Annotated in this window: 28 protein-coding genes and 1 riboswitch; of the genes, 14 read left to right on the forward strand and 14 right to left on the reverse strand. The window is 39.1% G+C overall.

The features are described 5' to 3' along the window. Window positions 1–4: 4 nt before the first annotated feature. Window positions 5–607: a DedA family protein gene (locus AC1DFT_RS09380; protein WP_477918930.1), complete on the reverse strand. Its 603-nt coding sequence runs from the start codon at window positions 605–607 to the stop codon at window positions 5–7. After that, window positions 607–1,695, reverse strand: a complete 1,089-nt coding sequence (locus AC1DFT_RS09385; protein WP_477918931.1) for a metallophosphoesterase — start codon at window positions 1,693–1,695, stop codon at window positions 607–609. The genes AC1DFT_RS09380 and AC1DFT_RS09385 overlap by 1 nt, the downstream gene beginning before the upstream one ends. Before the next feature lie 157 nt (window positions 1,696–1,852). Between AC1DFT_RS09385 and AC1DFT_RS09390 the strand changes: the two genes are divergently transcribed. The 6 genes from AC1DFT_RS09390 to AC1DFT_RS09415 all read left to right on the forward strand — a co-directional run bounded on the left by AC1DFT_RS09390 (window position 1,853) and on the right by AC1DFT_RS09415 (window position 5,753). Further along, window positions 1,853–2,206 carry a lmo0954 family membrane protein gene (locus tag AC1DFT_RS09390; RefSeq protein WP_477918932.1) on the forward strand — a complete coding sequence of 118 codons (354 nt, stop codon included), beginning with the start codon at window positions 1,853–1,855 and terminating at the stop codon, window positions 2,204–2,206. Window positions 2,207–2,219: 13 nt separating this feature from the next. Continuing rightward, window positions 2,220–2,858, forward strand: a complete 639-nt coding sequence (locus AC1DFT_RS09395) for a PspA/IM30 family protein (protein ID WP_477918933.1) — start codon at window positions 2,220–2,222, stop codon at window positions 2,856–2,858. Window positions 2,859–2,982: 124 nt separating this feature from the next. Continuing rightward, window positions 2,983–3,684, forward strand: coding sequence for a cell wall-active antibiotics response protein LiaF (gene liaF / locus AC1DFT_RS09400; RefSeq protein ID WP_477918934.1), 702 nt, complete (start codon window positions 2,983–2,985; stop codon window positions 3,682–3,684). Further along, window positions 3,681–4,769 (forward strand): sensor histidine kinase, encoded by a 1,089-nt coding sequence (locus tag AC1DFT_RS09405; RefSeq protein ID WP_477918935.1) that lies wholly within the window; start codon window positions 3,681–3,683, stop codon window positions 4,767–4,769. Before liaF ends, AC1DFT_RS09405 begins: the two co-directional genes overlap by 4 nt. Then, complete coding sequence (locus AC1DFT_RS09410) at window positions 4,744–5,385, forward strand: response regulator (protein ID WP_477918936.1); 642 nt, start codon at window positions 4,744–4,746, stop codon at window positions 5,383–5,385. Before AC1DFT_RS09405 ends, AC1DFT_RS09410 begins: the two co-directional genes overlap by 26 nt. A 59-nt stretch (window positions 5,386–5,444) precedes the next feature. Further along, complete coding sequence (locus AC1DFT_RS09415; RefSeq protein WP_477918937.1) at window positions 5,445–5,753, forward strand: hypothetical protein; 309 nt, start codon at window positions 5,445–5,447, stop codon at window positions 5,751–5,753. A gap of 120 nt (window positions 5,754–5,873) precedes the next feature. Here the strand turns inward: AC1DFT_RS09415 and AC1DFT_RS09420 are convergent, their stop codons facing one another. From AC1DFT_RS09420 to AC1DFT_RS09430, 3 genes are read right to left on the reverse strand one after another with little or no spacing between them, the layout of a single operon-like run. After that, window positions 5,874–8,063, reverse strand: coding sequence for a histidine kinase dimerization/phospho-acceptor domain-containing protein (locus AC1DFT_RS09420; protein ID WP_477918938.1), 2,190 nt, complete (start codon window positions 8,061–8,063; stop codon window positions 5,874–5,876). Then, the gene (locus AC1DFT_RS09425; RefSeq protein ID WP_477918939.1) at window positions 8,060–8,227 is read right to left on the reverse strand and encodes a hypothetical protein; all 168 of its coding nucleotides are present in this window, start codon (window positions 8,225–8,227) and stop codon (window positions 8,060–8,062) included. Before AC1DFT_RS09425 ends, AC1DFT_RS09420 begins: the two co-directional genes overlap by 4 nt. Further along, on the reverse strand, window positions 8,205–8,897 hold the full coding sequence (locus AC1DFT_RS09430; RefSeq protein WP_477918940.1) for a response regulator transcription factor: 693 nt from the start codon (window positions 8,895–8,897) through the stop codon (window positions 8,205–8,207). The genes AC1DFT_RS09425 and AC1DFT_RS09430 overlap by 23 nt, the downstream gene beginning before the upstream one ends. Before the next feature lie 212 nt (window positions 8,898–9,109). Here AC1DFT_RS09430 and AC1DFT_RS09435 point away from each other — a divergent pair, with 212 nt between their 5' ends. Next, window positions 9,110–9,976: a BsuPI-related putative proteinase inhibitor gene (locus AC1DFT_RS09435; RefSeq protein WP_477918941.1), complete on the forward strand. Its 867-nt coding sequence runs from the start codon at window positions 9,110–9,112 to the stop codon at window positions 9,974–9,976. A gap of 95 nt (window positions 9,977–10,071) precedes the next feature. Then, window positions 10,072–10,419, forward strand: coding sequence for an ASCH domain-containing protein (locus AC1DFT_RS09440; RefSeq protein ID WP_477918942.1), 348 nt, complete (start codon window positions 10,072–10,074; stop codon window positions 10,417–10,419). A 63-nt stretch (window positions 10,420–10,482) separates the two neighbouring features. On the opposite strand, the gene AC1DFT_RS09445 is transcribed toward AC1DFT_RS09440, so the two are convergent. The 4 genes from AC1DFT_RS09445 to aceA form a co-directional block, all read right to left on the reverse strand. Then, complete coding sequence (locus AC1DFT_RS09445; RefSeq protein ID WP_477919051.1) at window positions 10,483–10,836, reverse strand: YolD-like family protein; 354 nt, start codon at window positions 10,834–10,836, stop codon at window positions 10,483–10,485. Between the two features lie 1,233 nt (window positions 10,837–12,069). After that, complete coding sequence (locus tag AC1DFT_RS09450; protein WP_218145522.1) at window positions 12,070–12,192, reverse strand: YhfH family protein; 123 nt, start codon at window positions 12,190–12,192, stop codon at window positions 12,070–12,072. A 12-nt stretch (window positions 12,193–12,204) separates the two neighbouring features. Then, a complete protein-coding gene (gene aceB, locus AC1DFT_RS09455; protein WP_477918943.1) occupies window positions 12,205–13,797 on the reverse strand; it encodes a malate synthase A in 1,593 nt (530 codons plus the stop codon). Between the two features lie 30 nt (window positions 13,798–13,827). After that, window positions 13,828–15,111 carry an isocitrate lyase gene (gene aceA, locus AC1DFT_RS09460; RefSeq protein ID WP_477918944.1) on the reverse strand — a complete coding sequence of 428 codons (1,284 nt, stop codon included), beginning with the start codon at window positions 15,109–15,111 and terminating at the stop codon, window positions 13,828–13,830. 202 nt (window positions 15,112–15,313) lie between these two features. Between aceA and AC1DFT_RS09465 the strand changes: the two genes are divergently transcribed. Continuing rightward, complete coding sequence (locus tag AC1DFT_RS09465) at window positions 15,314–15,970, forward strand: LytR/AlgR family response regulator transcription factor (RefSeq protein WP_477918945.1); 657 nt, start codon at window positions 15,314–15,316, stop codon at window positions 15,968–15,970. Window positions 15,971–16,150: 180 nt separating this feature from the next. Here AC1DFT_RS09465 and AC1DFT_RS09470 read toward each other — a convergent pair whose 3' ends face one another. Next, on the reverse strand, window positions 16,151–17,035 hold the full coding sequence (locus AC1DFT_RS09470; protein ID WP_477918946.1) for a DMT family transporter: 885 nt from the start codon (window positions 17,033–17,035) through the stop codon (window positions 16,151–16,153). A gap of 97 nt (window positions 17,036–17,132) precedes the next feature. Here AC1DFT_RS09470 and AC1DFT_RS09475 point away from each other — a divergent pair, with 97 nt between their 5' ends. After that, entirely contained in the window at window positions 17,133–17,363 is a 231-nt protein-coding gene (locus AC1DFT_RS09475) for an excisionase family DNA-binding protein (protein WP_142538991.1), read from the forward strand. Window positions 17,364–17,420: 57 nt separating this feature from the next. On the opposite strand, the gene AC1DFT_RS09480 is transcribed toward AC1DFT_RS09475, so the two are convergent. Beyond that, window positions 17,421–18,407: a homoserine dehydrogenase gene (locus tag AC1DFT_RS09480; RefSeq protein ID WP_477918947.1), complete on the reverse strand. Its 987-nt coding sequence runs from the start codon at window positions 18,405–18,407 to the stop codon at window positions 17,421–17,423. Between the two features lie 101 nt (window positions 18,408–18,508). Beyond that, complete coding sequence (locus tag AC1DFT_RS09485; protein WP_477918948.1) at window positions 18,509–19,801, reverse strand: O-acetylhomoserine aminocarboxypropyltransferase/cysteine synthase family protein; 1,293 nt, start codon at window positions 19,799–19,801, stop codon at window positions 18,509–18,511. Window positions 19,802–19,919: 118 nt separating this feature from the next. Next, window positions 19,920–20,036: riboswitch (SAM riboswitch) on the reverse strand. Window positions 20,037–20,177: 141 nt separating this feature from the next. On the opposite strand from AC1DFT_RS09485, the gene AC1DFT_RS09490 reads away from it, so the two are divergent. From AC1DFT_RS09490 to AC1DFT_RS09500, 3 genes are all read left to right on the forward strand, one after another. After that, window positions 20,178–20,819, forward strand: a complete 642-nt coding sequence (locus AC1DFT_RS09490; protein ID WP_477918949.1) for a glycerol-3-phosphate acyltransferase — start codon at window positions 20,178–20,180, stop codon at window positions 20,817–20,819. Window positions 20,820–20,848: 29 nt separating this feature from the next. Further along, entirely contained in the window at window positions 20,849–21,412 is a 564-nt protein-coding gene (locus AC1DFT_RS09495; protein ID WP_477918950.1) for a YdcF family protein, read from the forward strand. A gap of 215 nt (window positions 21,413–21,627) precedes the next feature. After that, on the forward strand, window positions 21,628–22,626 hold the full coding sequence (locus AC1DFT_RS09500) for a zinc-dependent alcohol dehydrogenase family protein (protein WP_477918951.1): 999 nt from the start codon (window positions 21,628–21,630) through the stop codon (window positions 22,624–22,626). A 258-nt stretch (window positions 22,627–22,884) separates the two neighbouring features. On the opposite strand, the gene AC1DFT_RS09505 is transcribed toward AC1DFT_RS09500, so the two are convergent. Both AC1DFT_RS09505 and AC1DFT_RS09510 read right to left on the reverse strand, forming a co-directional pair. Next, window positions 22,885–23,277: a PaaI family thioesterase gene (locus AC1DFT_RS09505; protein ID WP_477918952.1), complete on the reverse strand. Its 393-nt coding sequence runs from the start codon at window positions 23,275–23,277 to the stop codon at window positions 22,885–22,887. 121 nt (window positions 23,278–23,398) lie between these two features. Beyond that, window positions 23,399–23,905 carry a DinB family protein gene (locus tag AC1DFT_RS09510; protein WP_477918953.1) on the reverse strand — a complete coding sequence of 169 codons (507 nt, stop codon included), beginning with the start codon at window positions 23,903–23,905 and terminating at the stop codon, window positions 23,399–23,401. A gap of 82 nt (window positions 23,906–23,987) precedes the next feature. On the opposite strand from AC1DFT_RS09510, the gene AC1DFT_RS09515 reads away from it, so the two are divergent. Next, window positions 23,988–24,749: an IclR family transcriptional regulator gene (locus AC1DFT_RS09515; protein ID WP_477918954.1), complete on the forward strand. Its 762-nt coding sequence runs from the start codon at window positions 23,988–23,990 to the stop codon at window positions 24,747–24,749. Window positions 24,750–24,767 lie beyond the last annotated feature (18 nt).

Below are 24,767 nucleotides of genomic sequence, written 5' to 3' on the forward strand. Positions count from 1 at the left end.
CTCCTTAGTCACGTTTTTTAAAATACCAAACAAGAAATGCAATACCTACAATTGCTAAAATAACATACACGATATTAGAGTAAGTATCCATATACCCTACGATTTGATCCCAATTCTCACCGACTGCTGCTCCAACTGAAACTAATACCGTATTCCAAATAAGTGTACCAAGCGTGGTGAACAATAAAAACAGGCTAAACTTCATATTCGACATACCGGCTGGAATAGATATTAAACTTCTAACAAGCGGAACTAATCTTCCGAAAAACACCGCCCATACACCGTATTTGTCGAACCAGGCATCTGCCTTATGAATATCTTTAATCGTCAGTCGTAAAAACTTCCCATACTTCTTCACTATTTTCTCTAAACGCTCTACATCTAACAGTGTACCGATCCAATATAAAATTGCTGCTCCAATTACCGAACCAGCAGTAGACGCAACAATAATACCAAACTTGGTCATCAATGTTGTTGTCGTCATATATCCTCCGAGCGTTAAAATTACTTCTGAAGGTATTGGTGGGAAAATATTTTCTATTAATATTAATAAAAATACACCCAGGTATCCAAACTGGTTCATCCAGTCTGCAATCCATGCTTCCATTATACTCCCACGTCCTCTAACTTAATGTTTACTACCCAAAATTCTGATTGACTCCCTAAACGAATTGGTGGTCCCCAAAAACCAAAACCCGAAGATACGACTGCATGCAAACTTCCTTTTTGCTTATACCCATAATCGAGTTCAAATAGTTTTCGTGTGAAAAGATGGTTTGGCCACATCTGTCCACGATGTGTATGTCCAGACACATGAAAATCCACTCCTTCTTTTTCTGGAATGAATAAATTAGAAGGCGTATGATCCATCACAAACCAAGGAAGGTTGCTTTTAAGCGGAACTAGCTCTGAAAGCTGCTTTCTCTCTTTATTCGTCAAATCTTCCCTACCAGTTAAATAGAACGAATCCGCTACTATAATTGTTTCATCTAATAACATTTTTACATTAGAAGCTTCCATTTCTTCCACTAATAGCGGGATTTTCTTGCCGTAGTACTCGTGATTTCCAAGTACCCCGTAATTACCATACGTAGAAGTGAGTTGTTTCATCACTTCGGACATCCCTTTTTTCACAAACCAAATCGGATCATCGTCCACCAAGTCCCCTACTAATAATACGACATCTGGTTGCTGTTCATTCGATTTTTTCACAAAACGTTGTAAATGCGCCTTATTGGATAATAAACCAAGATGGAAATCAGAAGCAACTACTACTTTTAATTTGTCTAACATCGCATCTTTTCTCGGCAATGTAATCGATAACTCACGAACGACCGGCGTATAGGCATTGTACGAACCGACGGCAACACTGATGATAAACAACAAACAAACGATTGTACCAATAACTATTAATTGTGAGGGGAAAATCCACGTGCAAATAGTTGCTATTGGAAAAAGAATTATTCCGTATTGCATAATAATCATCCAGTAGGAGCCTACTATATGAAATAACCGTAATCGGTGGTCGATTCTTGCGATAAATAAGGCGTAACCAATGAGTGTCCATACGATGGTGAAAATCACCTTATTCACTGGCAGGAATACGTCCAACCACGTGAAAACACACCAACCAAAATAAAACACAATAGCGGTATACACAGCAATAGCTAGAACAATAGCGCCTACTTTCTTCATTTTCAGCTCCCCATTTTATGTATTTTTCATTAGTATAGCAGATTCTACCCTACTAAGACTAAGCCTCTAGACCGATACGAAAATCAATTCTAAGCCCGTTTGGAGAAGTTCGTGGAATTGGTAAGCTATAACTACAAACGAGAGGAGGAACACTCACATGAAAAAATTTGGTTTATTAGTACTTGGTATTACTGCCGGAATCGTAGCTCTTGCTAACCTAGGTTCCCTATTAGGATTAGGAGTATCAGCGTTAATCGTATTTGCGGGGATGCACTTCTATCTAAAAAGTGAATCTACTTTTTTAAAAATCTTTTGGGCAAGCGTTGGTATTCTAGGATTAATCTCTGCAGTAGTGAACATACCTGGTTTCTTCGGAATTTTGGCAATCGTAGGTGTCTGGTACGTAGTTAAAAAATGGAACAACGAATCTGTAAGCTTTTCCAAATCAGCTGTAAAATCAGATGATCCATTTGTCAATTTCGAAAAACAATGGAACGAACTTTCAAAATAAGGAGGAAACAAACATGACATCATTATGGAATCGATTAAAATATTCAGTAGAGGCAGATTTACACAAACTATTCGACAAAAAAGAAGAAAAAAACCCAATCGCCATGCTAAACCAATACATTCGCGAGGCAGAAAAACAAACAGAGCAAACTGGTAAATGGTTAGAACGTCAAGGTCAATTAAAACATCAGCTTGAAAAAGAACTGGAAGAAACTACTCAAATGGTAGAAAAACGTAACGCTCAAGTAGAACTTGCAACTGCAAGCGGCGAAGAAGACTTAGTTGCGTTTGCACAAGCAGAAGTAGATGCTTATAGCGAAAGAACTGCTGTACTAAAAAATAGTATTTTACAAACAACAGAAGAACTTTTTGGTTTAGAACGAAAATACGAAGAGATGAAACACAAGATAAAAGACATGAAAGTTCGTCAACTACAATTAATGGGCAAAGAAAACGTTACACGTGCACATCACCAAATGGATCGTGTGCTACAACCGGAACAAAAAGAAAAAAACTTCGGTACATTCCAAGAGATGGAACATTATATCGAGCGCCTAGGACAAAAGATTGAAAAAGAACATGAAGTAACTTCAATGGAACAACGTTTAGTAATGTTAGAAAAAAACGCACAAACTAAGCAAGAAATTGTGTAAACTATAGATAATGATTGGAGGAGAAACAATCTCCTCCTCTCTTTATATCTTGACGAACAATAAGCTATGTACTTAACGTTTTTAAGTCTATATCTTACTGTTCGTGAAAAAGGAGGGAAACGGTATGAAGGAAAACCAAACGAACAAGCTTGCCTTTATTCTCATCTGTTTTGTTTTTCTTATGTTCATTGAAGCTACAGTTTTTGGAAACGGTAGTATTGTATTAGCCCTTCTTGGTATTGGGATGATCTACTTTAGCCTTCGTAAACAACGTCGTTTTTTGTTTTGGACTGGTGTTATTTTTCTTCTAATGGCTGTATTCTCCATGTGGAGTTTACGACTTTTACTGATGGCCCTTATGTTGTACATCCTTTATAAGCTTTGGAAAAATGAACCGATACGTAATGTAGTCCGTCCATTTGGTAACGTATATGAAGAGACGCCAAATAGTATTATTCAAAATAAGTTATTTTCCTCCCAAACGACTCCTTTTCAAGCATATGAATGGCAGGATGTCCATGTACAAGGTTTTTACGGGGAGCATGTAATTGATGTGACGGAAACTGTTTTACCAAAAGGTACTTCTTTTATTTCTATTCGCCAAACCCTCGGAAAAGTGGTTATTTATGTGCCATATGAAATTCCTGTACGACTCCATTATGCAACGATTATTGGAGAAGCGAATATTTTCGGACGCGGTGCTCAGCGCTTATGGAACCAATCAATCGTATTAAAGGATGGTTATTTGGATGATGTGACATATGCTTCAGAGTTAGTAATCACTGTGTCTACTTGGATCGGGGATATCGAGGTGATTCGAAAATGAAGATATTTCTAGGGCAAGGGTTTTCGATTTTCATTATTTTATTGGCACTCGCAGCGCTTCTTTTATATGCCGTTTGGGGGTGGCCAAACGATCTTATGTGGTGGTCTTTACTAGAGAATACGTATGCTCAAGTACCTTTTGGAGTTTGGATTATTGTTATTTTAGCATTTATAAGTTTTAGTTTTTCATTGAACACACTTCAAAAGGTAAGAGATCAAGAAAAAAAGATTGAAACAGGCTTACGACCTTTGTTAGAAGCAGAAAATCATATACCAAGTAAAAAAAAGTATGTATATTCCAAACGGCTACAAGTTACAGCTACCCAATTAGAGCAACTCATTTTAACGCAGCGAAAAACATTACAACGAATTACAAATGAAAAAGCAGAAGCACAGGATAAGCTTATTCAAGAACGAATCGTCCAAGAAAGACAAAGACTAGCACGAGAATTGCATGATTCGGTTTCACAGCAATTGTTTGCAGCATCTATGCTCCTTTCCACAATGGTGGAAATAGAGGAATCGCAGCACGGAAATGCTTCCAAAACATTAATGCAAACGGAAAAAATTGTGCAACAAGCTCAGCTCGAAATGCGTGCCTTACTTCTTCATCTTCGTCCAGCTGCCTTGCATGATAAATCATTGAAGCAAGGAATGGAAGAGCTTTTAGTCGAGCTTCAACAGAAAGTATTTTTTACTATACGTTACCGTTTAGAAGAAGTGGTACTGCCAAAGGGAGCAGAAGACCATTTATTCCGCATTGCGCAAGAAACTTTGTCGAACACATTGCGACATGCAAAAGCTACAGAGGTCGATATATTATTTGTTGAACGTGACGGTCTAGCTATTTTCCGCGTACAAGATAATGGCGTTGGATTTGAATTATCAGACGCAAAAACAGGATCCTATGGCTTGGAAAATGTAAAAGAACGTGCCGTAGAAATTGGTGCTACGTGTAAAGTGGTATCGGTTCCTTCTCAAGGGACGATTGTGGAAGTGAAATTACCGATTGAGAAGCAAGAAATACTAAGGGAAACAAAACAAGTGAAGGAGATAGAACATGATTCGAATATTATTAGCGGATGATCATGAAATGGTTCGAATTGGCGTATCTGCTTATTTACAAGCGCAGCCTGATATGGATGTTGTCGCAGAAGCAGTAAATGGGCAAGAAGCCGTAGAAATGGCGCTCCAGCATAAACCGGATATTATTTTAATGGATATGGTTATGCCCATTATGAATGGTGCAGAAGCGACACGTGAAATCGTGCGAAAGTGGCCAGAAGCAAAAGTAATGATCGTCACAAGCTTTATCGATGACGACAAAGTATATCCCGCGCTTGAAGCCGGCGCAATCAGTTATTTGCTAAAAACATCCAAAGCATCGCATATAGCGGACTCCATTCGTAAAACGCTTAGTGGCGATGCCGTTTTAGAGCCAGAAGTAACGAACAAAATGATGAAGCGCATGCGCCAAGGCTCTGAACATGCACTACATGAAGATTTAACGGATCGGGAACTGGAAGTATTGCTGCTAATGGCGGAAGGAAAAACAAATCAAGACATTGCGGACACTCTCTTTATCGCATTAAAAACAGCGAAAACACATGTCAGCAATATTTTATCGAAACTGGAAGTAAGCGACCGAACACAGGCTGTTATTTATGCATTTGAACATCAGCTTGTTACACCGAAAAAATAACCTATAAAGGGTATTTGTCATATGCTAATGAAAAGAAGAAGAAAAGGATGTTAGCATATATGAGACCTGACGAACCGAATGATGGATTACCACCCAACTTTGGCTTGACTGTTGGATTTATAGGTTCTGTCATTCTTTCGCTCGGATATATAGTAGGTACTATCGGGGAAGGCATTGCGTTGTATGAAGCAAATCGCGACTTTCTGAAAGAGGAGCGTGCGGCGCAAGAAGGGCAGCGGGCAGCGCAAGATCAACAAAAACAAATTTCCGAAATACAGGATAAACTTGATAGTTTGTTAGATCAAATGGAAGCGATGAAAAAAGAGCAAGAAAAAAATAGAAACTGTAATCGACACAAAAGAGGATGACCTTCGATAATGGGGAGTTCTCTTTTTTTGGTTTTGATGTGAAGAACGATAGCTTTCCAACTACCCGCTAAATCTACGGCAAAAAAAGCGGGAAATCCCCCATTGGATTCCCCGCTCTTGTTAAATTACTCCTATTTTCACTGTTACTTTAAATAAATCTCCGTCTACTTCCATTCGTAAACTGCCGCCGTGTAAATCCACAATTGATTGGGCAATCGCAAGCCCTAAGCCCGAACCATCTGTATGGCGCGATGTGTCTGCTCGTTTGAATCGCTCGGTTAATTCATTCACGTCATTGCCTAATTCATACTTGGCAATATTTTTGATAACAAAAACAGCTTCTCCGTCCACTTGGTCCAAGTTGATGTACACCCTTGTATTCGGGAGTGTATATTTCAACGTATTGATGATTAAATTATCGAGCACTCGCCACCATTTTTGTCCATCGACATAAGACATGATTGGTTTTGTGCCGATAGCTACACGATATTCTAGGCCCGATTTATCGATATCTTCTTGGTGTTCCGCAATGGCTTGTTGCAATAATTGGGTTAAATCGACTTTCCGTTTATCTAGCTCGATATTTCCCGATGCCATTTTCGACACTTCGAACAAGTCCTCGATTAATGTTTTTAAACGCATCGATTTTTTATCTAAAATGGCAATATAAGATGCTCGCTCTTCATCTGTAATGCCTGGATTCTTCAACAAATCTGTATACGTAATGATGGATGTTAATGGTGTGCGAAGATCATGACTGACGTTTGTGATTAGCTCCGTTTTCAGTCGCTCACTTTTTGCTTGCTCGGAATGAGAAGATTTGATTAGGCTACGTATTTCATTTAAACGCTTTGCATGCTCTGCAAATTCAGATTTCCCTTTTACTTCAATTTCATTTCCAACGACGCCTTTTGCCATTTCTTCTGTTTTCACGAAAATTCGGTTCAAGTACGCCATTCTGGACGTTAAAACAACAAGTACTGGGATTCCTATTAATAAAGTCGCCGGTATCCAAATGATTAATGCTACTGGTAGCATTAGTACTAGCAATGTTCCAACACCCCAGAAAAACACGACGATTAACATGATTAACGTTTGTAGCCCGATAGATTGTTTTAAGAAAAACCCTTGTAATGATTTTATCCAGTTATAAGTAAGGGTATTTTTCCAATCTACTGGACCAAAACCGGCGCGCATCCACTTCCATTGATACAATGTCAACGCTGTGAAAACTACTGCAAAAATAAATGTAATTATTTGCATATCATAGTCTCTATATAATACGAAATCCTTCAAAAACCCAATAGTAATAATTTCCGCTAAAATACTAATAAGGAAAATTGCTAGTTTTACATCAATCGGCAACTGACGATATTTCTCTTCCTTGTCTTTATGTCGAAACGTTTCGCTATTTTTTCTCCATAATAAAGTAAATGCAATTGCCGCCAAAATTCCCGCTATGACTACTCCGTAAAACTTACGTTGGTTTGCTAAAAAGTATTTATATTCATTAGCTCTATGCCCACTTAAAATACTCGATTCTGGAATAGCAATGGTTCCTTCAAAACGGGCAAATCCATTGTCCATTAAATTTCTTATATTTCTGAAGTCATCAACTCCATCATAAACGGTACTTTTCTTCAAATATCCATTTTTACTGGAATATTCTTTTTTAAATGCATTTTTCGAACTTATTTCTCCGTTTGTAAAATGCTCGCCTGTTTCGACATTTTTAAAGTCATATACAAAATCTTCTTTTTGACTCAACACATCATTTTTTGCATATTCGATTGATTTATAATACGCATCTACTTCTGCTTCTTTTTCTGCTTGAATCTTTTGTTGTACATAGTTATCATCTGTGAAGTTTTTCGTGATATCTGCTAACTTTTTATCACGCTCTGCAAGTAAAGCATCGTTTGGTGTTTGTACTGTTGTGGTTGCTTCTTCTGATGCCCCTTCTTGTACTGCGTCTGTCGCTGTTTCTGTTGTTACTTCCCCTGTCTCACTTTGATATTGATTTCTGATTGAATCTAATTGGCTTTGCAGGTCTCCGTATCGATAACGATATTCCTCTATTTCCTCTGGTGTTACCGTAATTTTTTTCTTTACTTCTTCTTTATCTGGTGGTGCTAAAACTAATGGAACTATAGCTGTCTCAAAATCGTATAGCTGCATTTGAAAATCATCACTATCAAAATAGCCCGTGCCAATAAAGTTTCGTCCTTGTTCTATTAGTGTAAACAAACCTAATACCGTGATTACCGCCAACGTGCTAAGTATTATATTTCTTCCTATTGCATGCTTCATCCCGCAACGCCTCCTCTCATATTTCGTAAAATTTGAACAAAACTCTCTTTAATTTCGCTTATTGGCATCCAGTTAGCTAGACAGTAGGCTAGACAAATGATGCCGCAAACAATTGCTAAAACAGACAATAGTAAACTCCATTTACTTGTCGATTTTATAGCCAACTCCCCACACCACCTTCACGTATCTTGGGTTTTTCGGATCTGCTTCTATTTTTTCGCGTATTTTTCGAATATGCACTGCTACGATGTTCTCCGCATTGTAGGCTGGTTCATGCCAAACACGCTCATATATTTCATGGATAGAAAAAACTCGCCCTGCGTTCACCATCAGAAGTTCTGTAATTTTAAATTCAATTGGTGTTAGCTTCACCGGCTCGCCTTCCACCGTAAGTTCCTTTGCCTCTTTGTTTAACACGAGTCCATCGACTTCAATGCTTGCTTGCTGCCCTTGATACGTACCAAGCTTTGTATAACGCCTTAACTGTGACTTCACGCGTGCCACTAGCTCCATTGGGTGGAAAGGTTTTGTTACGTAATCATCTGCTCCAACGGACAATCCATGGATTTTATCCGAATCCTCTGCTTTCGCACTAAGCATAATAATTGGTATATTTCTTTGTTCTCGTATTTTAAATGTTGCAGCAATCCCATCCATTTTCGGCATCATAATATCTAACACAATGACATGCACTTCATTTTCTTCTATTAATTGCAATGCTTCTAGTCCATCCGTGGCTTTTAACACGTTATAGCCTTCATTTTTCAAATAAATTTCGATGCCATCGCGAATATCTTGGTCATCATCCGTTACTAACACTGTAAACTGTGTCATTTGCTTACCTCCTATGGGCCCGCACGATGCGGGTCATGCATCCGTTGCCACAGGATGTGGCGAACTTGGGATGCCTTCCTTTACTCTTATGTTTCTTATTGTACCTTTCATTTCTTAACATTTCAGAAGGATAATTATGAAGAATTTCTTAAGAAAATTAACATGTAACTTTCTACGAGGTAAACAGTCTAATCCTATAAAGGAGTGATTCCATGAAAAAACTTATTTGGGGCCTATTTTCGATTTTCATCATTTTGCTCCTAGCGAGCTGTGGAACAAGTAATGTAGACCAGACTACAGGTGGAGACCCGCAACCACAAGAAGACAAAACTATTTTGACTAAATTGGAGTTAACCGAGGATGGCAATGCTTCCTTTACGATTAAAAATGACTCGGAAGCCGAAACATCATTAACATACCCAAGTGGACAAGAGATTGAATATCAGCTTTTAGACAGTGAAAACAATATTGTTTATACGTATTCAGCTGATAAATCGTTTACTTTAATGCTTCAAGAAAAAGTACTAAAGCCCAATGAAGAAATAGTCATTCCGCTTGAGTTACAAACGGAGTTAACAGACGTACCCGCTGGTGCTTATACACTCATCGCGTGGTCTACTTCTAAAGAATTAAGTGAACAAAAAGAACAGATAGCTTATAAGTGGGCTGGAAATGAAGAAGCCGAAAGCACTGTATCAACGGAAACAATTACCGTCTATCAAGCGGATGCCAATGCCGAGTATGTAGAACCATATAACATAACCATTGATCCTTCAGGTGATGTAGTGCGTCAAATTTTTGATGAGATTATGGTGCTGGAAGTTGGATTAATTGATTATCGTTTGGAGAATAATAACACGAAGCTAATATTAAACATGGACAGTGGATTAAGTAATGTACAAGGAAGTGCCGGGGAGAACATGTTCATCGGAACAATTGTACATTCCTATTTTGATAACTTTCCCGAGTTAGAGCAAATATATTTTGAAAAGGAAGGAAAATCTCCAGTAACACTCGCTCATCTAGTAGTATCGGAGCCATTTACGCGGGATCGAGTCTATACTAATTCACCTAACTAAAAATAATCTTTTATAACCCTAGCCCAAAATGCCTTTAACATATACACTTAGATTTAAATAGCAAAGTAAAATTATTTTAATAAGGTGGGCTTCACATGACAAATCATGAAAAAACAAATTTACCTCCAAAAACATGTTCAGTGGAACGATTAATCACGAAGGAATCCGATATTGAACTAGTATTACAAGGGAAGAAAACTGCTACTCGACGTAACGGACGTTATGCAGATGTAGGCGAAGTGATGGAACTTAGCGGTCAGTCTTTTGTTGTTGACAATGTGTATATTCAACCGCTCGGCGAGTTGACTGATGCGCATGCACAACAAGAAGGATTTGAATCAGTAGAGGACTACAAACAATCTATTTTGTCTTATCATCCTGGTATGCCATGGCTGCCGCATATGACTGTATGGGTTCATGAATTTAGTCCAGTAAAAGCTTAGATTCTTAAACACACTAAAACCACCTGCCATTATTGGCTGGTGGTTTGTTTTACTTCTGTTTGTTCATACTAATATAGTCACGTCCACGATTTCATCTAATTGCAATGTGAATGATGTAAGAACGTCTTCCATTTCAATTGTTCTTCTATTTATATCCACCCAAGTTACCTTTCCTACATGAATATGGAACGCTCCATTTCTCCATGTTTTTATTTCCACTTCTACATTTCGTTTCATCGCTAGTTGAATATTTTCCTGAATGATATCTAAATCCCATTCGTCTAGTTCAGGACGGGGAGCCTTCTTTTGCTCTTCCATATATTCTCTAAGAAGCTTTACATGTTCTGGCAGCATCATTGCAACCCATTTTTTACTTCCTCGATCCTGTACTTTCGATAAATCTGGTCTATCCGTCATTCCATCCAAATTATCCACCTAGATCACCTTGCTTTCTTTTTGACTAACAGGAGCAATCGCTAATACGTTTATTATTAGAAATGTTCGCTTTGCCTTCCTTTTAAAGCAATATCCTTGAAAAGAGTTGTCTTGTACCTGCAGTATTTTGACCCTTCTTTTACTCATTTCACTCGATTTAGATAGGTATATTATTTCAACATACTGACCCCGACTGAAATATTTCTCTAACAAATTACGCACAAACGTTCCTCCTTTTTACTTAGTATATGAAACATATGTTCTTTTTACAACAAGAAAATACTGTCAAAGAAACAAAACCGCAAAGCGTCTGACTCTCCCCCAATACGGCAAATGGAAATGCTTAATATCAATAGGATGTCGCACATAATAGGGATACTACGTGGTAGTGAGGCGAATAAAGTGTCCGCTGTGATTTTCGCTACAGTCGTACGCTTTCCGCCGGGTGAGCGATGAGCCCTCCCCGCCGCCCTTGGGCGTACGCCTGAGATGTCTCATTAGCCCACTCATCCGGCAGGAGTCGACGCCTGTAGCGAAAATCAGTGAAAATTGCCCAATTATCCATACCATCCCATTAAAAAACAAAATTTCAACCAGTTTTTCCATTGCGTGCATCCAGTAAATGGCTTAGGGCAACCAACCGATGACTGGGAGCAACCAGTTCTACTACGAAAGCAACTAAATCTGCATGAGAGCAACCAAATTACTCGTGAAAGCAACCAATTTTCAAAAAGGCTCTTTACCTGATGTGAGAMAACTATAATTCCGACATATTATAGGAATTCTATGTCTTAAATCCCGTCGAACACGCCTGGCCGGCATCTACTCGAGTAGATTGTCGCGTTCGCAGTGGATATTGTYTCGTTCAACCATTTATTGTTAATATGGGAACTCAATAATTTGGCAATTTCCATTGATTTTCGCTGCAGGGCGGCGACTCCAGTGGAGGCCAACACGATGTTGGTCACGAAGGCGTTGCCACACGATGTGGCGTTCTTAGCCTTTGTTCATCTGCCTGAGTAAGATAAGACTTCACTACGTACGCGCAAGCGGCGGTGAAGGCTCATCACTCGCCCCACGGAAAGCGTCCGTCCTGCAGCGGAAATCCTAGCGGTCACTAGTCAACGCACTACGTCGCAGTATCTTTATACTGCGTTCCATAAAAAAAGCCCTATCCTCTCTCGAAAAAGAAGGACAGGGCTCTCGTATTTGGAGTTACTCTTCGTTCATGCCGATGCAACGTTCGCATTCGTAAAGGGATGACTCTACTTTCTCATGAATTTCACATCCGCATTCGCGACAATGTTTTGTGTTTACTTCTTGAGTAGTTGTTTTCATGCAAATCACCTCCTATAATTTTTCGTAACCAGGCAATGTGAGAAATTCAACAAAATCTTGTTCACTTATTAAGGAAAGGAAAAGCTCGGCTGCTTCGTTGTAACGACCATTGGCATAATTTTCGCTGCCGAATGCTTTTTCCAACTTCTCTAATTCTTCTTGCAATGTCTCTCTTACTAAAGTTTCCGTAACTTTACGACCATCTTCTAGTTTCCCTTCTGGATGACGAATCCATTGCCATACTTGTGTGCGCGATATTTCTGCAGTAGCAGCGTCTTCCATTAAGTGATTAATCGGTGCTGCCCCGTTTCCACGTAACCAAGATGCAATATATTGAACCCCTACACTACAATTTAAACGCAAGCCTTCTTCTGTAATAGAGCCTTGCGGTACTTCTAATAAATTTGATGCTACCACTTGCACATCTTCTCGTTTGCGATGAATTTGATTAGGCGTAGGCATATGCTCATCAAATTCTCCTAATGCTACAGGGACTAGGCCAGGGTGTGCTACCCATGTTCCATCATGCCCATCGGTTGCTTCTCTCCGTTTGTCTTCTCGCACTTTTGCGAATGCCGCTTCATTTGCTGCTTCATCGCCTTTAATCGGAATTTGTGCTGCCATTCCACCGATTGCCGGGGCATTTCTACGATGACAAGTTTGGATGCAAAGTTGTGTATACGCCCGCATAAACGGGGATGTCATCGTTACTTGACCACGATCTGGTAAAATCACATTTGGTTGATTGCGTAGCCGTTTAATATAACTGAAAATATAATCCCAACGCCCACAGTTCAACCCGGCCGAATGGTCCCGCAATTCATATAATATTTCATCCATTTCAAAAGCAGCCATAATTGTTTCGATTAATACAGTTGCTTTAATCGTCCCATTTGGAACACCTAGCTGCTTTTCTGCAAAGATGAAAATATCATTCCATAATCTTGCTTCTAAATGGCTCTCAAGCTTTGGTAGATAAAAATAAGGACCAGTTCCACGAGCCAATAATTCCTTTGCATTATGGAAAAAATATAATCCGAAATCGAAGAAACTGCCGGCAATCTGTTCCCCATCGATGCGTACATTTTTTTCAAACAAATGAAGACCTCTCGGGCGAACCATTAAAACAGCCGTATCTTCTTTTAAGTTGTACTCTTTTCCATTGCCTTGTTTAAAAGAAATCGTTTTACGAACAGCATCGCGCATATTCATTTGGCCTTCGATCATATTTTCCCAGGTAGGTGACGTCGCATCCTCAAAGCAAGCCATAAATGTTTTAGCACCGGAGTTCAAAGCATTGATAACCATTTTACGATTAACCGGTCCTGTAATTTCTACTCGGCGGTCTTTTAGATCATCCGGAAGAGGAGCAATTGTCCAGTTTCCTTCTCGAATGGCTTTCGTTTCTTTTAAAAAGTCTAATGTACCTCCATTATCGAGCTGTTTTTGACGCTCTTGTCTAGTTTCTAGCAGTTCTTTTCTTCTTGCATTAAACAATTTATGAATCGATGCTATGAAGTCTAATACTTCCGGTGTTAGAAGTTCTCTACTTGCTTCTGTTTCTTTTCCAACTATTTCAATGTTTTTAGCCGTAGTTTGTTCCATTTATTAATAACCTCCCTTCCCCATGATTGATTATATAAATTGCGCAACTTCTGTAGAACCTGTCATCGCTGTCGTAGAAGAAGTTCCTCCAGAAATTACTTGAGTAATATCGTCAAAGTAACCTGTTCCTACTTCCCGTTGGTGCTTCGTAGCCGTGTAGCCTTTCTTCTCGTTCGCAAATTCTGCTTGTTGAAGTTTGGAGTATGCTGCCATCCCGTTAGTTTTGTAGTCATGTGCTAATTCGAACATACTGTGGTTTAATGCATGGAATCCTGCAAGTGTTACGAATTGGAATTTGTAGCCCATTTTTCCTAACTCCACTTGGTATTTTGCAATCGTTTCATCGTCTAAGTTTGCTTTCCAGTTAAATGAAGGCGAACAGTTATATGCAAGTAATTTCCCAGGAAATTGCGCATGAATCGCATCGGCAAACTGTTTGGCTTCCTCTAAACTTGGATGTGACGTTTCACACCAAACAAGATCCGCGTAAGGTGCATAGGCTAAGCCACGTGCAATCGCCTGCTCAATACCTGGTTTTGTTTTGAAAAATCCTTCCGGCGTTCTTTCGCCTGTGATAAATTCTGCATCTAGCGGATCGATATCGCTTGTGACCATATCCGCCGCATCTGCATCTGTGCGTGCGATTAATACAGTTGGGACACCTGATACGTCTGCTGCTAAACGAGCCGCAATTAAGTTACGAATCGCATTTTGTGTAGGAAGCAGTACTTTCCCTCCAAGATGACCACATTTCTTTTCAGACGCTAACTGATCTTCTAAGTGAACACCTGCAGCCCCAGCTTCAATCATGCCTTTCATTAGCTCGAACACATTTAATGGTCCACCAAATCCAGCTTCTGCATCTGCAATAATTGGCGCGAACCAATCGAACTGATCTTCTCTTCCTTCTGCTTGATCGATTTGATCGGCACGTTGCAATGCTTGGTTAATACGTTTTACAACTGCTGGTACACTGTTTGCCGGGTAAAGGCTTTGGTCCGGATACATTTGTCCCGAAAGGTTTGCATCCGCTGCAACTTGCCAACCGCTTAAGTAAATCGCTTGGAGTCCTGCTTTTACTTGTTGTACTGCCTGATTTCCTGTGAGGGCCCCAAGCGCATTAATAAAATCTTCCTTGTGTAAAGAATTCCATAAACGCTCTGCACCTTTGCGAGCTAGCGTATGTTCAATTTGTAAGGACCCACGAAGCTTAATCACTTCTTCTGGTGAGTAAGGGCGTTCAATCCCTTTCCAACGATTCTCTTGATCCCACTCTGCACGTAATTGTTCTACTTGCTGTTGTCTTGTTAACATTTTCATCCGCCTCTTTTCATTTAATGTATGAAACAGTTAAAAACATTACTTTTGCACTGTTCCATAACAGTTTGTTTTCTTGTAATCTACTATATAACAATATTCAGAATTTTGCATATACTTTTAGACGAACAACTGTTTTAAGAGGACGAAATACAAATAAGGTGGATGAACGACGAATTTTCATACTGGAGGGAAATGGATGGAAATATCGAAAGAGCAAGTTCTGCAATATATCGCTTTAGTGGAAGATTGGATCCCAAAAGAGGCTTCTATCGCTATCGCAGCAAGGGGTGAATACGTTTATTTTGATGTTAAAAAGCAAAATCTACAAATGGTGGATCGGCAAAAAGTGAAAGAAGGGAGCATTGCTGAAATAGCTATGCAGACCTGTTGTAGAACAGAAGGTATAGTAGAGGATTTCATATTAAGCGAACCTTATTACGGAATCGCCTACCCCATCAATATTTTAGGGGAAACTGGAGCGCTTATTGTGATACTGCCTCTAAAACACCCGGTTATAAATCCGGCTCCTTATCGTTTCTTAACAGGAAAATTAGAAGAAGAATGGCGACCAATACCCATCGAGAAAATTGCATATATGGAAAGTCTTCAGAAAAAAACATGGTTTTACGCAAATAAAGAGCCATACAAAACTAGTATTCCACTGAAAGAATTACAACAACGTCTACCAGAATCGTTTTTACGCATTCATCGATCCTATATTGTCAATGTGGCTTTTATCGATCGAATCATACGAGATTTTTCTTCTAATTTACTAGTCCTACTGCAAGACGGTACGGAACTTCCTGTAAGTCAGACATATACGGCAGATGTCAGGAATGCCTTAGGATTTTAAATGCGAAAAAAGCTATCTTAGCTGAAGATAGCTTTTTATTATGCGATTTAGTTGCCTTCCGTGTAAGCCTGGTTGCTCTCGTGGGTGAATTAGTTGCTCTCGGATTATATTTGAGTGCTCTTGCCGTCTCTTTGGTTGCTCTCATAAGCCAACTAGTTGCCCTTATCCACTAACTGGTAATCAAACAACTACTTCTTGCTTAGTCGATCTACTACCAACCGTTAAAACAACAATACTGCCTAGTAACAATAAAATACCAATCCACGATGTTGCGCTAAGTATTTCTCCTACGATAAATACCCCCAATAATGCAGCGGTCGTCGGTTCAGCAAGTGACAATGTCAATGCCGAGGAAGACGGAATCTGGTGAAGTCCTCTCCCATATAACACATAAGCCACACTCGTCGTTGCAAGACCTAAGTAAAAGATAATCCCTATATTTCCACCATCCTGTAGCCAACTAACATCATACAAAAACCAAAACGGTGACAATAATACAGCACTAACCGAAAAAGTCATGGCCACAACTGGGATTGTTTCTTCCTTTTGCAAAAGTATTTTGCTAGACATCGTATATATGGCAAATCCAAGTCCAGCAATAAGTGAATACATGACCCCAACTGGATTAATCGTAATTTCGCCTTTATTCATAAATAAAAAAACGCATCCTAGTAACGCGAAAGCTGTCGAAATTCCCCAAATCTTTGACGGTCTCACTTTTAAAAATAGCCACTCGATTAATCCCGAAAATACAGGGGCACTTCCGATTGCAACTACACTCGCAATAGCCACTCCTGTTAATTTAACAGACGAAAAAAACAATAGTTGGAAAAGCGATATACAGATTGCCGCATAGATTGTCTCTTTCCAAGGCCAACTCTTAAACTTAATTTTCTTTAAAAGAATCATCGCAATTAATAAAGAAAAACCACCGACCGCAGAACGCCCCGCACTAATCAAAAATGGATGTGCATTTTCCGGTAAAAATGTTTGCGCCGTCCCTGTCGTCCCCCATAAAATAGCACCAAGCAATACAAATATGTATGGTATTATAGACAACCCCATCGCCACTCCTTTTGAATTCTCTTTTTACTTTTAATATAGCACATATTGAGATAGTGCCCATCGTATCTTATACTTATATAGATAGGAGGCATTTCCCATGTATATGACAGTAGAAGAAACTGCGAATTATTTATCTATGCCTATTGAACAAGTAAAACGCTATATTGCGGAAAAAAAGATTCGTGCAATCTTCGATGGAGAAGATTACTACGTTAATAGTGCCCAATTCCAAACGCATTTGGAGCAAGTCGAAGAGTTAAAACGCCAAATCGACGAATGGCGAAACACGCCGATTCCAGATGATATTGATGTGAAAGATGAGGATTAATATTTAAATGCATATTAAAAAAGACTTCGACGCAAATTGTCGAAGTCTTTTTTTGTATTAGATCGTAATAAAAAATCCAGCACGTTTTCCAATAATTTCTGCATAGTCTTCTACCATGACACTTGCAGTTGGATACATTCCTGCTCCCGGTCCTACTAATGTCAATGTGCCGATGTAGTTTGTATCTAGTGAAACAGCGTTATTTACGCCTTCTATCGCATATAAAGGATGATCTGGGCCAACAAGTTGTGGTCCAACTGATGCAAATAGTTCTCCGTTTTCATCTTGCTCGATTTCTGCAACGTGACGGTAACGAAGCCCTTCTTGTTTTGCTTTTCTAACATCCTCTAGTGATATTTCATCGATTCCTACTACTTTTACGTCGTTCCAATTTGGCTGTTTACCAAAAGCGAGCGCACTTAAAATCATTAATTTACGGAATGCGTCTTGACCAGAGACATCATTATATGGATCTGCTTCCGCATACCCTAGAAGCTGTGCTTCTTTTAAAGCATCTTCAAACTGGCACTCATCTACACGCATTTGCGTTAAAATATAATTGGAAGTTCCATTTAAAATCCCTTGAATTTTCTTCACGGAATTGACTTGAAGTAAATTTTTCAATGTTTTAATAACAGGAACTCCACCAGCTGTAGTTGCTTCATACCCGACAAATACGCCGCGTGATTTTGCGCGCTCTTGTAGGGGGATACTATATTTAGAGAACATCACTTTATTTGCCGTAATGACATGACATCCTTTATCGATTGCTCGACATAAATAGCTATAGGCCGGTTCTTCATTGACAATTGCTTCAAAGACTACTTGAAGTCCTTGAACATTCATAATGTCCTCAAAGTCATCTGTCACTAGTACACCAGGCGTTTCTATTCTTTCTTTTGATAGGTTATTGACAAGAATAGCGCTAATTTCAATGTCCAACCCTAACGACTTCTTCAAGTCTTCTCTTTTTTCGTTGACAATATGATAAATCCCTTGGCCGACTGTTCCGAAACCTAAGATTGCTGCTTTTATTTTCGCCATACTTTCTCCTCCAACTAAATCTGCACAATTGAGCGTTTTTATATTTAAGATTGACTATTTTATATATTGTAGACTATTTGCGCCCAATTAACAACAAAATTCTATCTAGAGAGGACATTTGTTTTTTCCACAAGTACTTTATCAAGAGCATTTTGTAAATCTTCTACTGCTTCTAGCCCAACAGACAAGCGGATTAAGTCCTCTGTAACACCAGTTTTCACTAGATCTTCTGGTGTTAACTGTTGATGAGTTGTAGACGCTGGGTGAATGATTAGTGACTTAGCATCCCCTACGTTTGCTACATGTGACCAAATTTCAATATTATCAATAATGTGGCTACCAGCTTCTTTTCCACCTTTTACGCCAAAGTTTAAGATGGAACCAAATCCATTTTGCAAATACTTTTTCGCCAGTTCATGAGACGGATGGTCTTCCAATCCTAAGTAGTTCACCCATTCAACGCCTTCGTGGTTTACTAAGAATTCTGCAATTTTTTGTGCGTTTTCATTGTGCTTTGGAACCCGAAGATGTAGTGTTTCTAATCCTTGTAAAAACGAAAATGCGGCTTCTGGACTTAAGGAAGGTCCAAAATCACGTAAAAGTTGTACCCGTAATTTAATGGCAAATGCGACACTTGGTACATCAATTCCATATCGTAAACCATGGTAAGTTACATCTGGCTCTGTAAAACCTGGGAATTTATCCGAGTTCCAGTCGAAGTTTCCTCCATCTACCACGATTCCTCCGATCGTTGTTCCATGTCCGCCAATCCATTTGGTTGCGGAATGGATAACAATATGAGCTCCGTGCTTAATCGGGTTGGTTCCATACGGAGTAGCGAATGTGTTATCTATTAATAGCGGTACACCTACGTCATTTGCGATGGCTGCCACTTTTTCTATATCTAATATATTTAAACTTGGGTTACCGATCGTTTCTGCGAAAAATCCTTTTGTTTTGTCTGTCACTGCAGCACGGAAGTTTTCCGGATTAGTAGCGTCAACGAATTTTACCGTAATGCCGTAACGAGGTAGCGTATGTGCGAATAAATTAAATGTACCGCCGTATAAATTTTCTGCTGCAATTATTTCGTCTCCCGCTCCCGCAATATTCAAAATCGAGAAGGCAATTGCCGCCATACCAGAAGATAATGCTACCGCTGCCGTTCCACCTTCAAGAAGCGCCACTCGTTGCTCGAAAACATCAACCGTCGGATTCATAATACGAGAATAAATATTACCTGTTTCTTTCAATGCAAAAAGATTTTGCGCATGCTCTGTATCGCGAAATACGTAAGAAGTCGTTTTGTGAATAGGCACTGCTCGTGAACCTGTTACTGGATCTGGTTGTTGACCACCGTGCAAAAGAATTGTTTCTTTTTGAAGATTTGTCATTTTGAATTCCTCCTAGAAAATAGTTTAGATGGGCACATCGGGAGACAGGAGAGGATCTTTAGGACAAACAAAAACCCCTCTTCGATTAAGAAGAGGGGTGCAGTTTCGCATGTTCCTCCTCTTATCTTCCAAATTCGGGTAAACGAATTTGTAGGAATTAGCACCTTTCCGAGTTTAGAACTCGGTGGTTGCCGGGCATCGCAGGGCCTAGTCCCTCCGCCACTCTTGATAAGAGTATTAGATTTAGTTTTCCATCTTGATACAAAGTATAAGATTCTATCAATCTATTCGTCAAGTGTTTTTATGAAAAATTCTGAAACTTCTTTGTTATTGGAACGTTTAATGTATAGTAGTTATTAGATAGAGAGGTGATATGATGGCAGTTTGGATTTCGACTATATTAGTAATTAGCTACCTCGTCGGTGCAATCCACGGCTCGAAAGTTGCGCAGGCCTTAAGTGGCGTCAATATTAAAAAAGAAGGGCTTAAAAATTCCGGAGCTTCGAATGCAGCAATCGTTCTTGGAATGAAGTATGGAATTTTGGTAGCTGTAATTGATATTTTAAAAGGTGTATTTGTTATTATAGCTGTTCGCTTCTTTGTGCAACAATATAGCTCTTGGACTTCCGTGGAACAAGATTTATTGCTCTATTTAGCTGGGGCTGCTGTTATTTTAGGGCATAATTTCCCGATTTACACTGGATTTAAAGGCGGAAAAGGGACCGCTTCGATTATTGGTATTTTATTTGCTATTTATTGGCCAATTGGACTTATTGGATTTTTATTATTAATCGGTATGACTTTATTAACGGATTTTTTATTGATCGGTGTGTTTGTATTTTATGCAGTATTTATAGTGGCTTCCATTTGGTTTGCTGAAGGGGCCGCGCCTGTTGCTGTCGCGGGGTTTTTATTTGCCATGGCAGTTGTTTTACATATCGAAAATTTTCGTCGTCTAGCCCGTAAAGAAGAACCAAGAATATCCGCCTTCTTGAAGAAAAAGAAACCGTCCGTGTGAATGAAATGAAGAAAAAAATGAGGTGGATCGTGCTTATTCCTTTACTAGTAGTTGTTTCAGGCGGATTTGGTATGTGGATGGTCACAAGTAAATGGCTAGATGACGGGCTGGAGCCGAAAGCAGATGGTTCCAATGAATACGCAATCGTGCTCGGCGCAAAAGTGAAAAAAGGGAATGTCCCTTCACTAGCTCTACGCTATCGTTTGGAGGCGGCAGCAGCGTATGCTGTAGAGAATCCCCATGTGAAGTTAGTTGTATCTGGTGGACAAGGACCCGATGAAGATATCGAGGAAGCTGTAGTCATGAAAAATTTTCTTTTAGAAAATGGAGTAGCAGAAAATAGAATCATTGTGGAAAACCAGTCAACCTCTACTTATGAAAACTTATTGTTTTCACAAGAGCTGCTGCCAGACGATTTGGATTCTGTGACGATTATTACGAGTGATTACCATTTGCATCGTGCGAAAATGCTTGCTAGTAAGCTCGGTTGGGATACGGATGTTGTGGCTGCGGAAACACCGAAAGTGGTAGAAGCAAAAGTGCGATTGCGTGAACGGGCTGCTCTTTTGAAAACTTATATTGTTGGGAAATGACTCCGGGCTTATGTTCGGAGTTTTTTGTCGCGTTCGAATCTATTAATCTAATTTCGGGTAAATGCTGAAAATGTGCCTACTATTAATTTTATACTATATAAAGTATCATTGATTCTGTAAAAAGAAGACTAAAGGTTTTTTCTTTTCCGACTCTTCGGAATCAAGCGTTGACCTTCCCCATTATCAGGTAAAACAAATAACAAGGAGTGACTAGCATGAAATCGCAAATTATTGAATCTTTTGGTGATCCATCTGTATTTCAGTTTAAAGAGATTTCAAAACCTCAAGTAAAAACTGGACATGTACTTATTCAAGTAAAGGCTACAAGTGTAAATCCTATTGATACGAAAGTCCGAGCTGGTGCAGTTCCAGCCGTTGCGCCGGAGTTTCCAGCAGTATTACACGGAGACGTGGCAGGTTTGGTATGTGCAGTCGGTGAAGGAGTCACCGACTTTAAAATTGGGGATGAAGTGTTTGGATGTGCCGGTGGATTTAAAGGGACATCTGGCGGTGCTCTTGCAGAGTTTATGCTGGCAGATGTTGACTTACTTGCCCATAAGCCGAAAAATTTGACGATGGAAGAAGCTGCCGCTTTGCCTTTGGTTTCCATTACCGCTTGGGAAGCATTATTTAATCGAGCAAAGCTTATACCGGGACAAGATATCTTAATTCACGGAGCTACCGGTGGGGTCGGACATATCGCCATTCAGCTAGCCAAATGGGCAGGAGCTACTGTCTATACAACTGCCTCATCGAAAGAGAAGTTGGAGATTGGCACTCAACTTGGCGCTGATGTAACGATAAATTATCGAGAAGAAAGCGTTAAAGACTATGTACAAAAATATACAAATGGGAAAGGATTTGACCTCATCTTTGACACTGTAGGGGGTGAAAACCTTGATCGCTCTTTTGAGGCGGCAGCACCACATGGAACGGTAACAGCCATTGCCGCTCGTTCAACTCATGACCTCTCTCCCATGCATTCGAAGGGACTTTCTTTGCATGTTACTTTTATGTTATTGAAAATATTAAACAAAGATATGCATAAACATAATGGTGAAGTTTTGAAAAAGGTTGCAAAGGTTGTGGAGGAAGGGAAGCTGCGTCCACTTTTAGATTCCAAAATTTTCACGTTTGATGAAGTCTCCAAAGCTCATGAATATATGGAATCAGGTAAAGCAATAGGAAAAATTGTTTTGAAAAATGATTGGTAATATTATTTTGAAATGCTATTGATAAATCTAGTAAGTTCTAGAATTATTCAAAGAGACGCTCTCATTCAAAAAGCTTCCGTTATTCGGAAGCTTTCTTCGTATGGTACCCCTTCTCTCCATACGGCTGGAATTTTCAATACTTCTACTTGCTCAATTGCAAATGCGTCTTTTCCATATTCGTTCCACTCTTCTTGTCATTCTTTGTTTGTTTACATACCATTTTGAAAATAACTCTGATTATTTCAGTGTTACTTTCGTTTAAGAATATAGTCTGAATGTAGCTGTACTATATGCTATTAAATTGCCTTGTTCGTCGATTACTTTGCCATTTAAAATTGCTGTATGGTCCGAGCGATGTATAAGCTCACCAATTATTTCAGTTGTTCCTTCGAAGACACTATTTACAAACTTTACTTCCATTTGAATGGTTGATGCCGCCTTAACTCCTAATGTTCTAGATGTTATGCCCATTACTATATCAAGACCAGACATTATCACTCCCCCGTGCAACATGTCCTTCAAATTAGAAATATCGGGTCTTTTTTGAATTTGAATGATTACTTTCCCATATTCCACGCTTACACATTCAAATCCTATATACTTAAAAAAGTTAGATTGTTCAAACTCATATTTCAAAGAAGAAAAGTCCATCGTACAAACCTCCTAAGTGCTAATACTGCCATTTTATCATTGTTTGGTCGATTTTATTGCCATATTCGCTATAAAAGCACAAAAGCGCGCCTATGCGTCTCTTGTGCTTTCTACCATGCTATTAACTATTTTGATATTGTACTTTTTCTAAATGACGTTCCATTTGACCTAGGTGACTCTCTATATGTTTTATTATTAAATGATCGATTAAGAAAGACAGCGGTTTACCATCAAAATTTGGGTTATAGCTTGGTGCAGTGTTACTTAAATCTTCCGCTCGAACTTTACCTAAAGCTTGCTCTGTAAGAGAAATTAGCGATTCAAGGCGTGTAATTGCTTGTTCTTTCGAAACAGAAGTAACATAATTTTCTTCCACAGCAGCCAAGCGTCGGACATGCTCGTGGTTCCGCCCCCATTTTGCTCCTGGAACGATTAATAATGCTTCTAAATCGGCTACCCAGAATTCTACTGCTTCGTTGACATGACAAGCAATTTGCATAAGAGACCATTTTTCAGCTGATGGCTTTTTATATAATAGAGGTGCGTCTGTTGTTTCTATTAGACGAACCATTTGTTCAATAATTGATTGGATAATTGTTGAACTTTCTTTCAAAATTTCTAATGTCATAGTAAAATACTCCTTAGTGTCGGTTTTAAACCGTTATTTGTGATGCATTACAAATAAGCAAAAGAAGAAGGGAATGAGTGTAATGTCTAGCAATACAACCATAGGCTCTTTAACTTTAGGAATTCAAATTATCGACGCCGTGGCCCAAAGTGATATTCCTTTAAAATTTTCAGATATCCAAGAAATTACGGGTATTTCCAAAAGTAATTTATACAAATATTTAAATACATTAACGCAAATGGACTTATTATATCGTGATCAGAAACGGGGATATTTTTCATTAGGCTATAAATTTTTAGAATACGGAACAGCAGCATCGCAAAATGCTGATTTTATAGGAAGATTAACTCCATATTTTAAAGAAATTAGTAAACTGACGAGTATGACCACTCTATTAGCAACTTGGATTAATGACGGACCCGTTATTACGAATATTTGGAATACCAATTACGGGTTAAATATTGGTGCCCAGATAGGCACAAAATTACCATTATCCTCAGCTTCCGGTAAAATATTTGCGGCTTATGCCAATTCATTGGAAATAACAAATTGGATTGAACAAGAACAACGATCAATTGATCAATTTAACATAGCTAAATTTCAACGTGAGCTAAAGCAAATAAGGACGGAACATTTTACTTATTCCTATGAGCCACTTGTGCGTCATGTATCGTCTATCGGCTTTCCAATTCTTAACTACAAACATGAGCTTGTAGGTGCTTTTTCTGTTGTCGGTTTTACTGAAGACGTACCTAGTGCCTTCGATTCAGAAATTATCCAACGTATTATTTTATTAAGTAAAGAAATGTCTGCTATATACGGATATAAAGAGAAAGAGGAATAACTCCTCTTTCTCTTTTTC

The organism is Psychrobacillus sp. 05T411, assembly GCF_056396485.1.

What these genes read in the sequence shown, in the direction of transcription:
- AC1DFT_RS09390 (WP_477918932.1), top strand. Translation starts at nt 1,853, where the DNA reads ATGAAAAAATTTGGTTTATTAGTACTTGGTATTACTGCCGGAATCGTA.
- aceB (WP_477918943.1), bottom strand. Translation starts at nt 13,797, where the DNA reads ATGGAACAAACTACGGCTAAAAACATTGAAATAGTTGGAAAAGAAACA.
- AC1DFT_RS09415 (WP_477918937.1), top strand. Translation starts at nt 5,445, where the DNA reads ATGAGACCTGACGAACCGAATGATGGATTACCACCCAACTTTGGCTTG.
- AC1DFT_RS09500 (WP_477918951.1), top strand. Translation starts at nt 21,628, where the DNA reads ATGAAATCGCAAATTATTGAATCTTTTGGTGATCCATCTGTATTTCAG.
- AC1DFT_RS09515 (WP_477918954.1), top strand. Translation starts at nt 23,988, where the DNA reads ATGTCTAGCAATACAACCATAGGCTCTTTAACTTTAGGAATTCAAATT.
- AC1DFT_RS09385 (WP_477918931.1), bottom strand. Translation starts at nt 1,695, where the DNA reads ATGAAGAAAGTAGGCGCTATTGTTCTAGCTATTGCTGTGTATACCGCT.
- AC1DFT_RS09445 (WP_477919051.1), bottom strand. Translation starts at nt 10,836, where the DNA reads ATGACGGATAGACCAGATTTATCGAAAGTACAGGATCGAGGAAGTAAA.
- AC1DFT_RS09380 (WP_477918930.1), bottom strand. Translation starts at nt 607, where the DNA reads ATGGAAGCATGGATTGCAGACTGGATGAACCAGTTTGGATACCTGGGT.
- AC1DFT_RS09470 (WP_477918946.1), bottom strand. Translation starts at nt 17,035, where the DNA reads ATGGGGTTGTCTATAATACCATACATATTTGTATTGCTTGGTGCTATT.
- liaF (WP_477918934.1), top strand. Translation starts at nt 2,983, where the DNA reads ATGAAGGAAAACCAAACGAACAAGCTTGCCTTTATTCTCATCTGTTTT.
- AC1DFT_RS09480 (WP_477918947.1), bottom strand. Translation starts at nt 18,407, where the DNA reads ATGGCGAAAATAAAAGCAGCAATCTTAGGTTTCGGAACAGTCGGCCAA.
- AC1DFT_RS09420 (WP_477918938.1), bottom strand. Translation starts at nt 8,063, where the DNA reads ATGAAGCATGCAATAGGAAGAAATATAATACTTAGCACGTTGGCGGTA.
- AC1DFT_RS09435 (WP_477918941.1), top strand. Translation starts at nt 9,110, where the DNA reads ATGAAAAAACTTATTTGGGGCCTATTTTCGATTTTCATCATTTTGCTC.
- aceA (WP_477918944.1), bottom strand. Translation starts at nt 15,111, where the DNA reads ATGTTAACAAGACAACAGCAAGTAGAACAATTACGTGCAGAGTGGGAT.
- AC1DFT_RS09465 (WP_477918945.1), top strand. Translation starts at nt 15,314, where the DNA reads ATGGAAATATCGAAAGAGCAAGTTCTGCAATATATCGCTTTAGTGGAA.
- AC1DFT_RS09430 (WP_477918940.1), bottom strand. Translation starts at nt 8,897, where the DNA reads ATGACACAGTTTACAGTGTTAGTAACGGATGATGACCAAGATATTCGC.
- AC1DFT_RS09395 (WP_477918933.1), top strand. Translation starts at nt 2,220, where the DNA reads ATGACATCATTATGGAATCGATTAAAATATTCAGTAGAGGCAGATTTA.
- AC1DFT_RS09505 (WP_477918952.1), bottom strand. Translation starts at nt 23,277, where the DNA reads ATGGACTTTTCTTCTTTGAAATATGAGTTTGAACAATCTAACTTTTTT.
- AC1DFT_RS09475 (WP_142538991.1), top strand. Translation starts at nt 17,133, where the DNA reads ATGTATATGACAGTAGAAGAAACTGCGAATTATTTATCTATGCCTATT.
- AC1DFT_RS09410 (WP_477918936.1), top strand. Translation starts at nt 4,744, where the DNA reads ATGATTCGAATATTATTAGCGGATGATCATGAAATGGTTCGAATTGGC.
- AC1DFT_RS09510 (WP_477918953.1), bottom strand. Translation starts at nt 23,905, where the DNA reads ATGACATTAGAAATTTTGAAAGAAAGTTCAACAATTATCCAATCAATT.
- AC1DFT_RS09405 (WP_477918935.1), top strand. Translation starts at nt 3,681, where the DNA reads ATGAAGATATTTCTAGGGCAAGGGTTTTCGATTTTCATTATTTTATTG.
- AC1DFT_RS09485 (WP_477918948.1), bottom strand. Translation starts at nt 19,801, where the DNA reads ATGACAAATCTTCAAAAAGAAACAATTCTTTTGCACGGTGGTCAACAA.
- AC1DFT_RS09490 (WP_477918949.1), top strand. Translation starts at nt 20,178, where the DNA reads ATGGCAGTTTGGATTTCGACTATATTAGTAATTAGCTACCTCGTCGGT.
- AC1DFT_RS09440 (WP_477918942.1), top strand. Translation starts at nt 10,072, where the DNA reads ATGACAAATCATGAAAAAACAAATTTACCTCCAAAAACATGTTCAGTG.
- AC1DFT_RS09450 (WP_218145522.1), bottom strand. Translation starts at nt 12,192, where the DNA reads ATGAAAACAACTACTCAAGAAGTAAACACAAAACATTGTCGCGAATGC.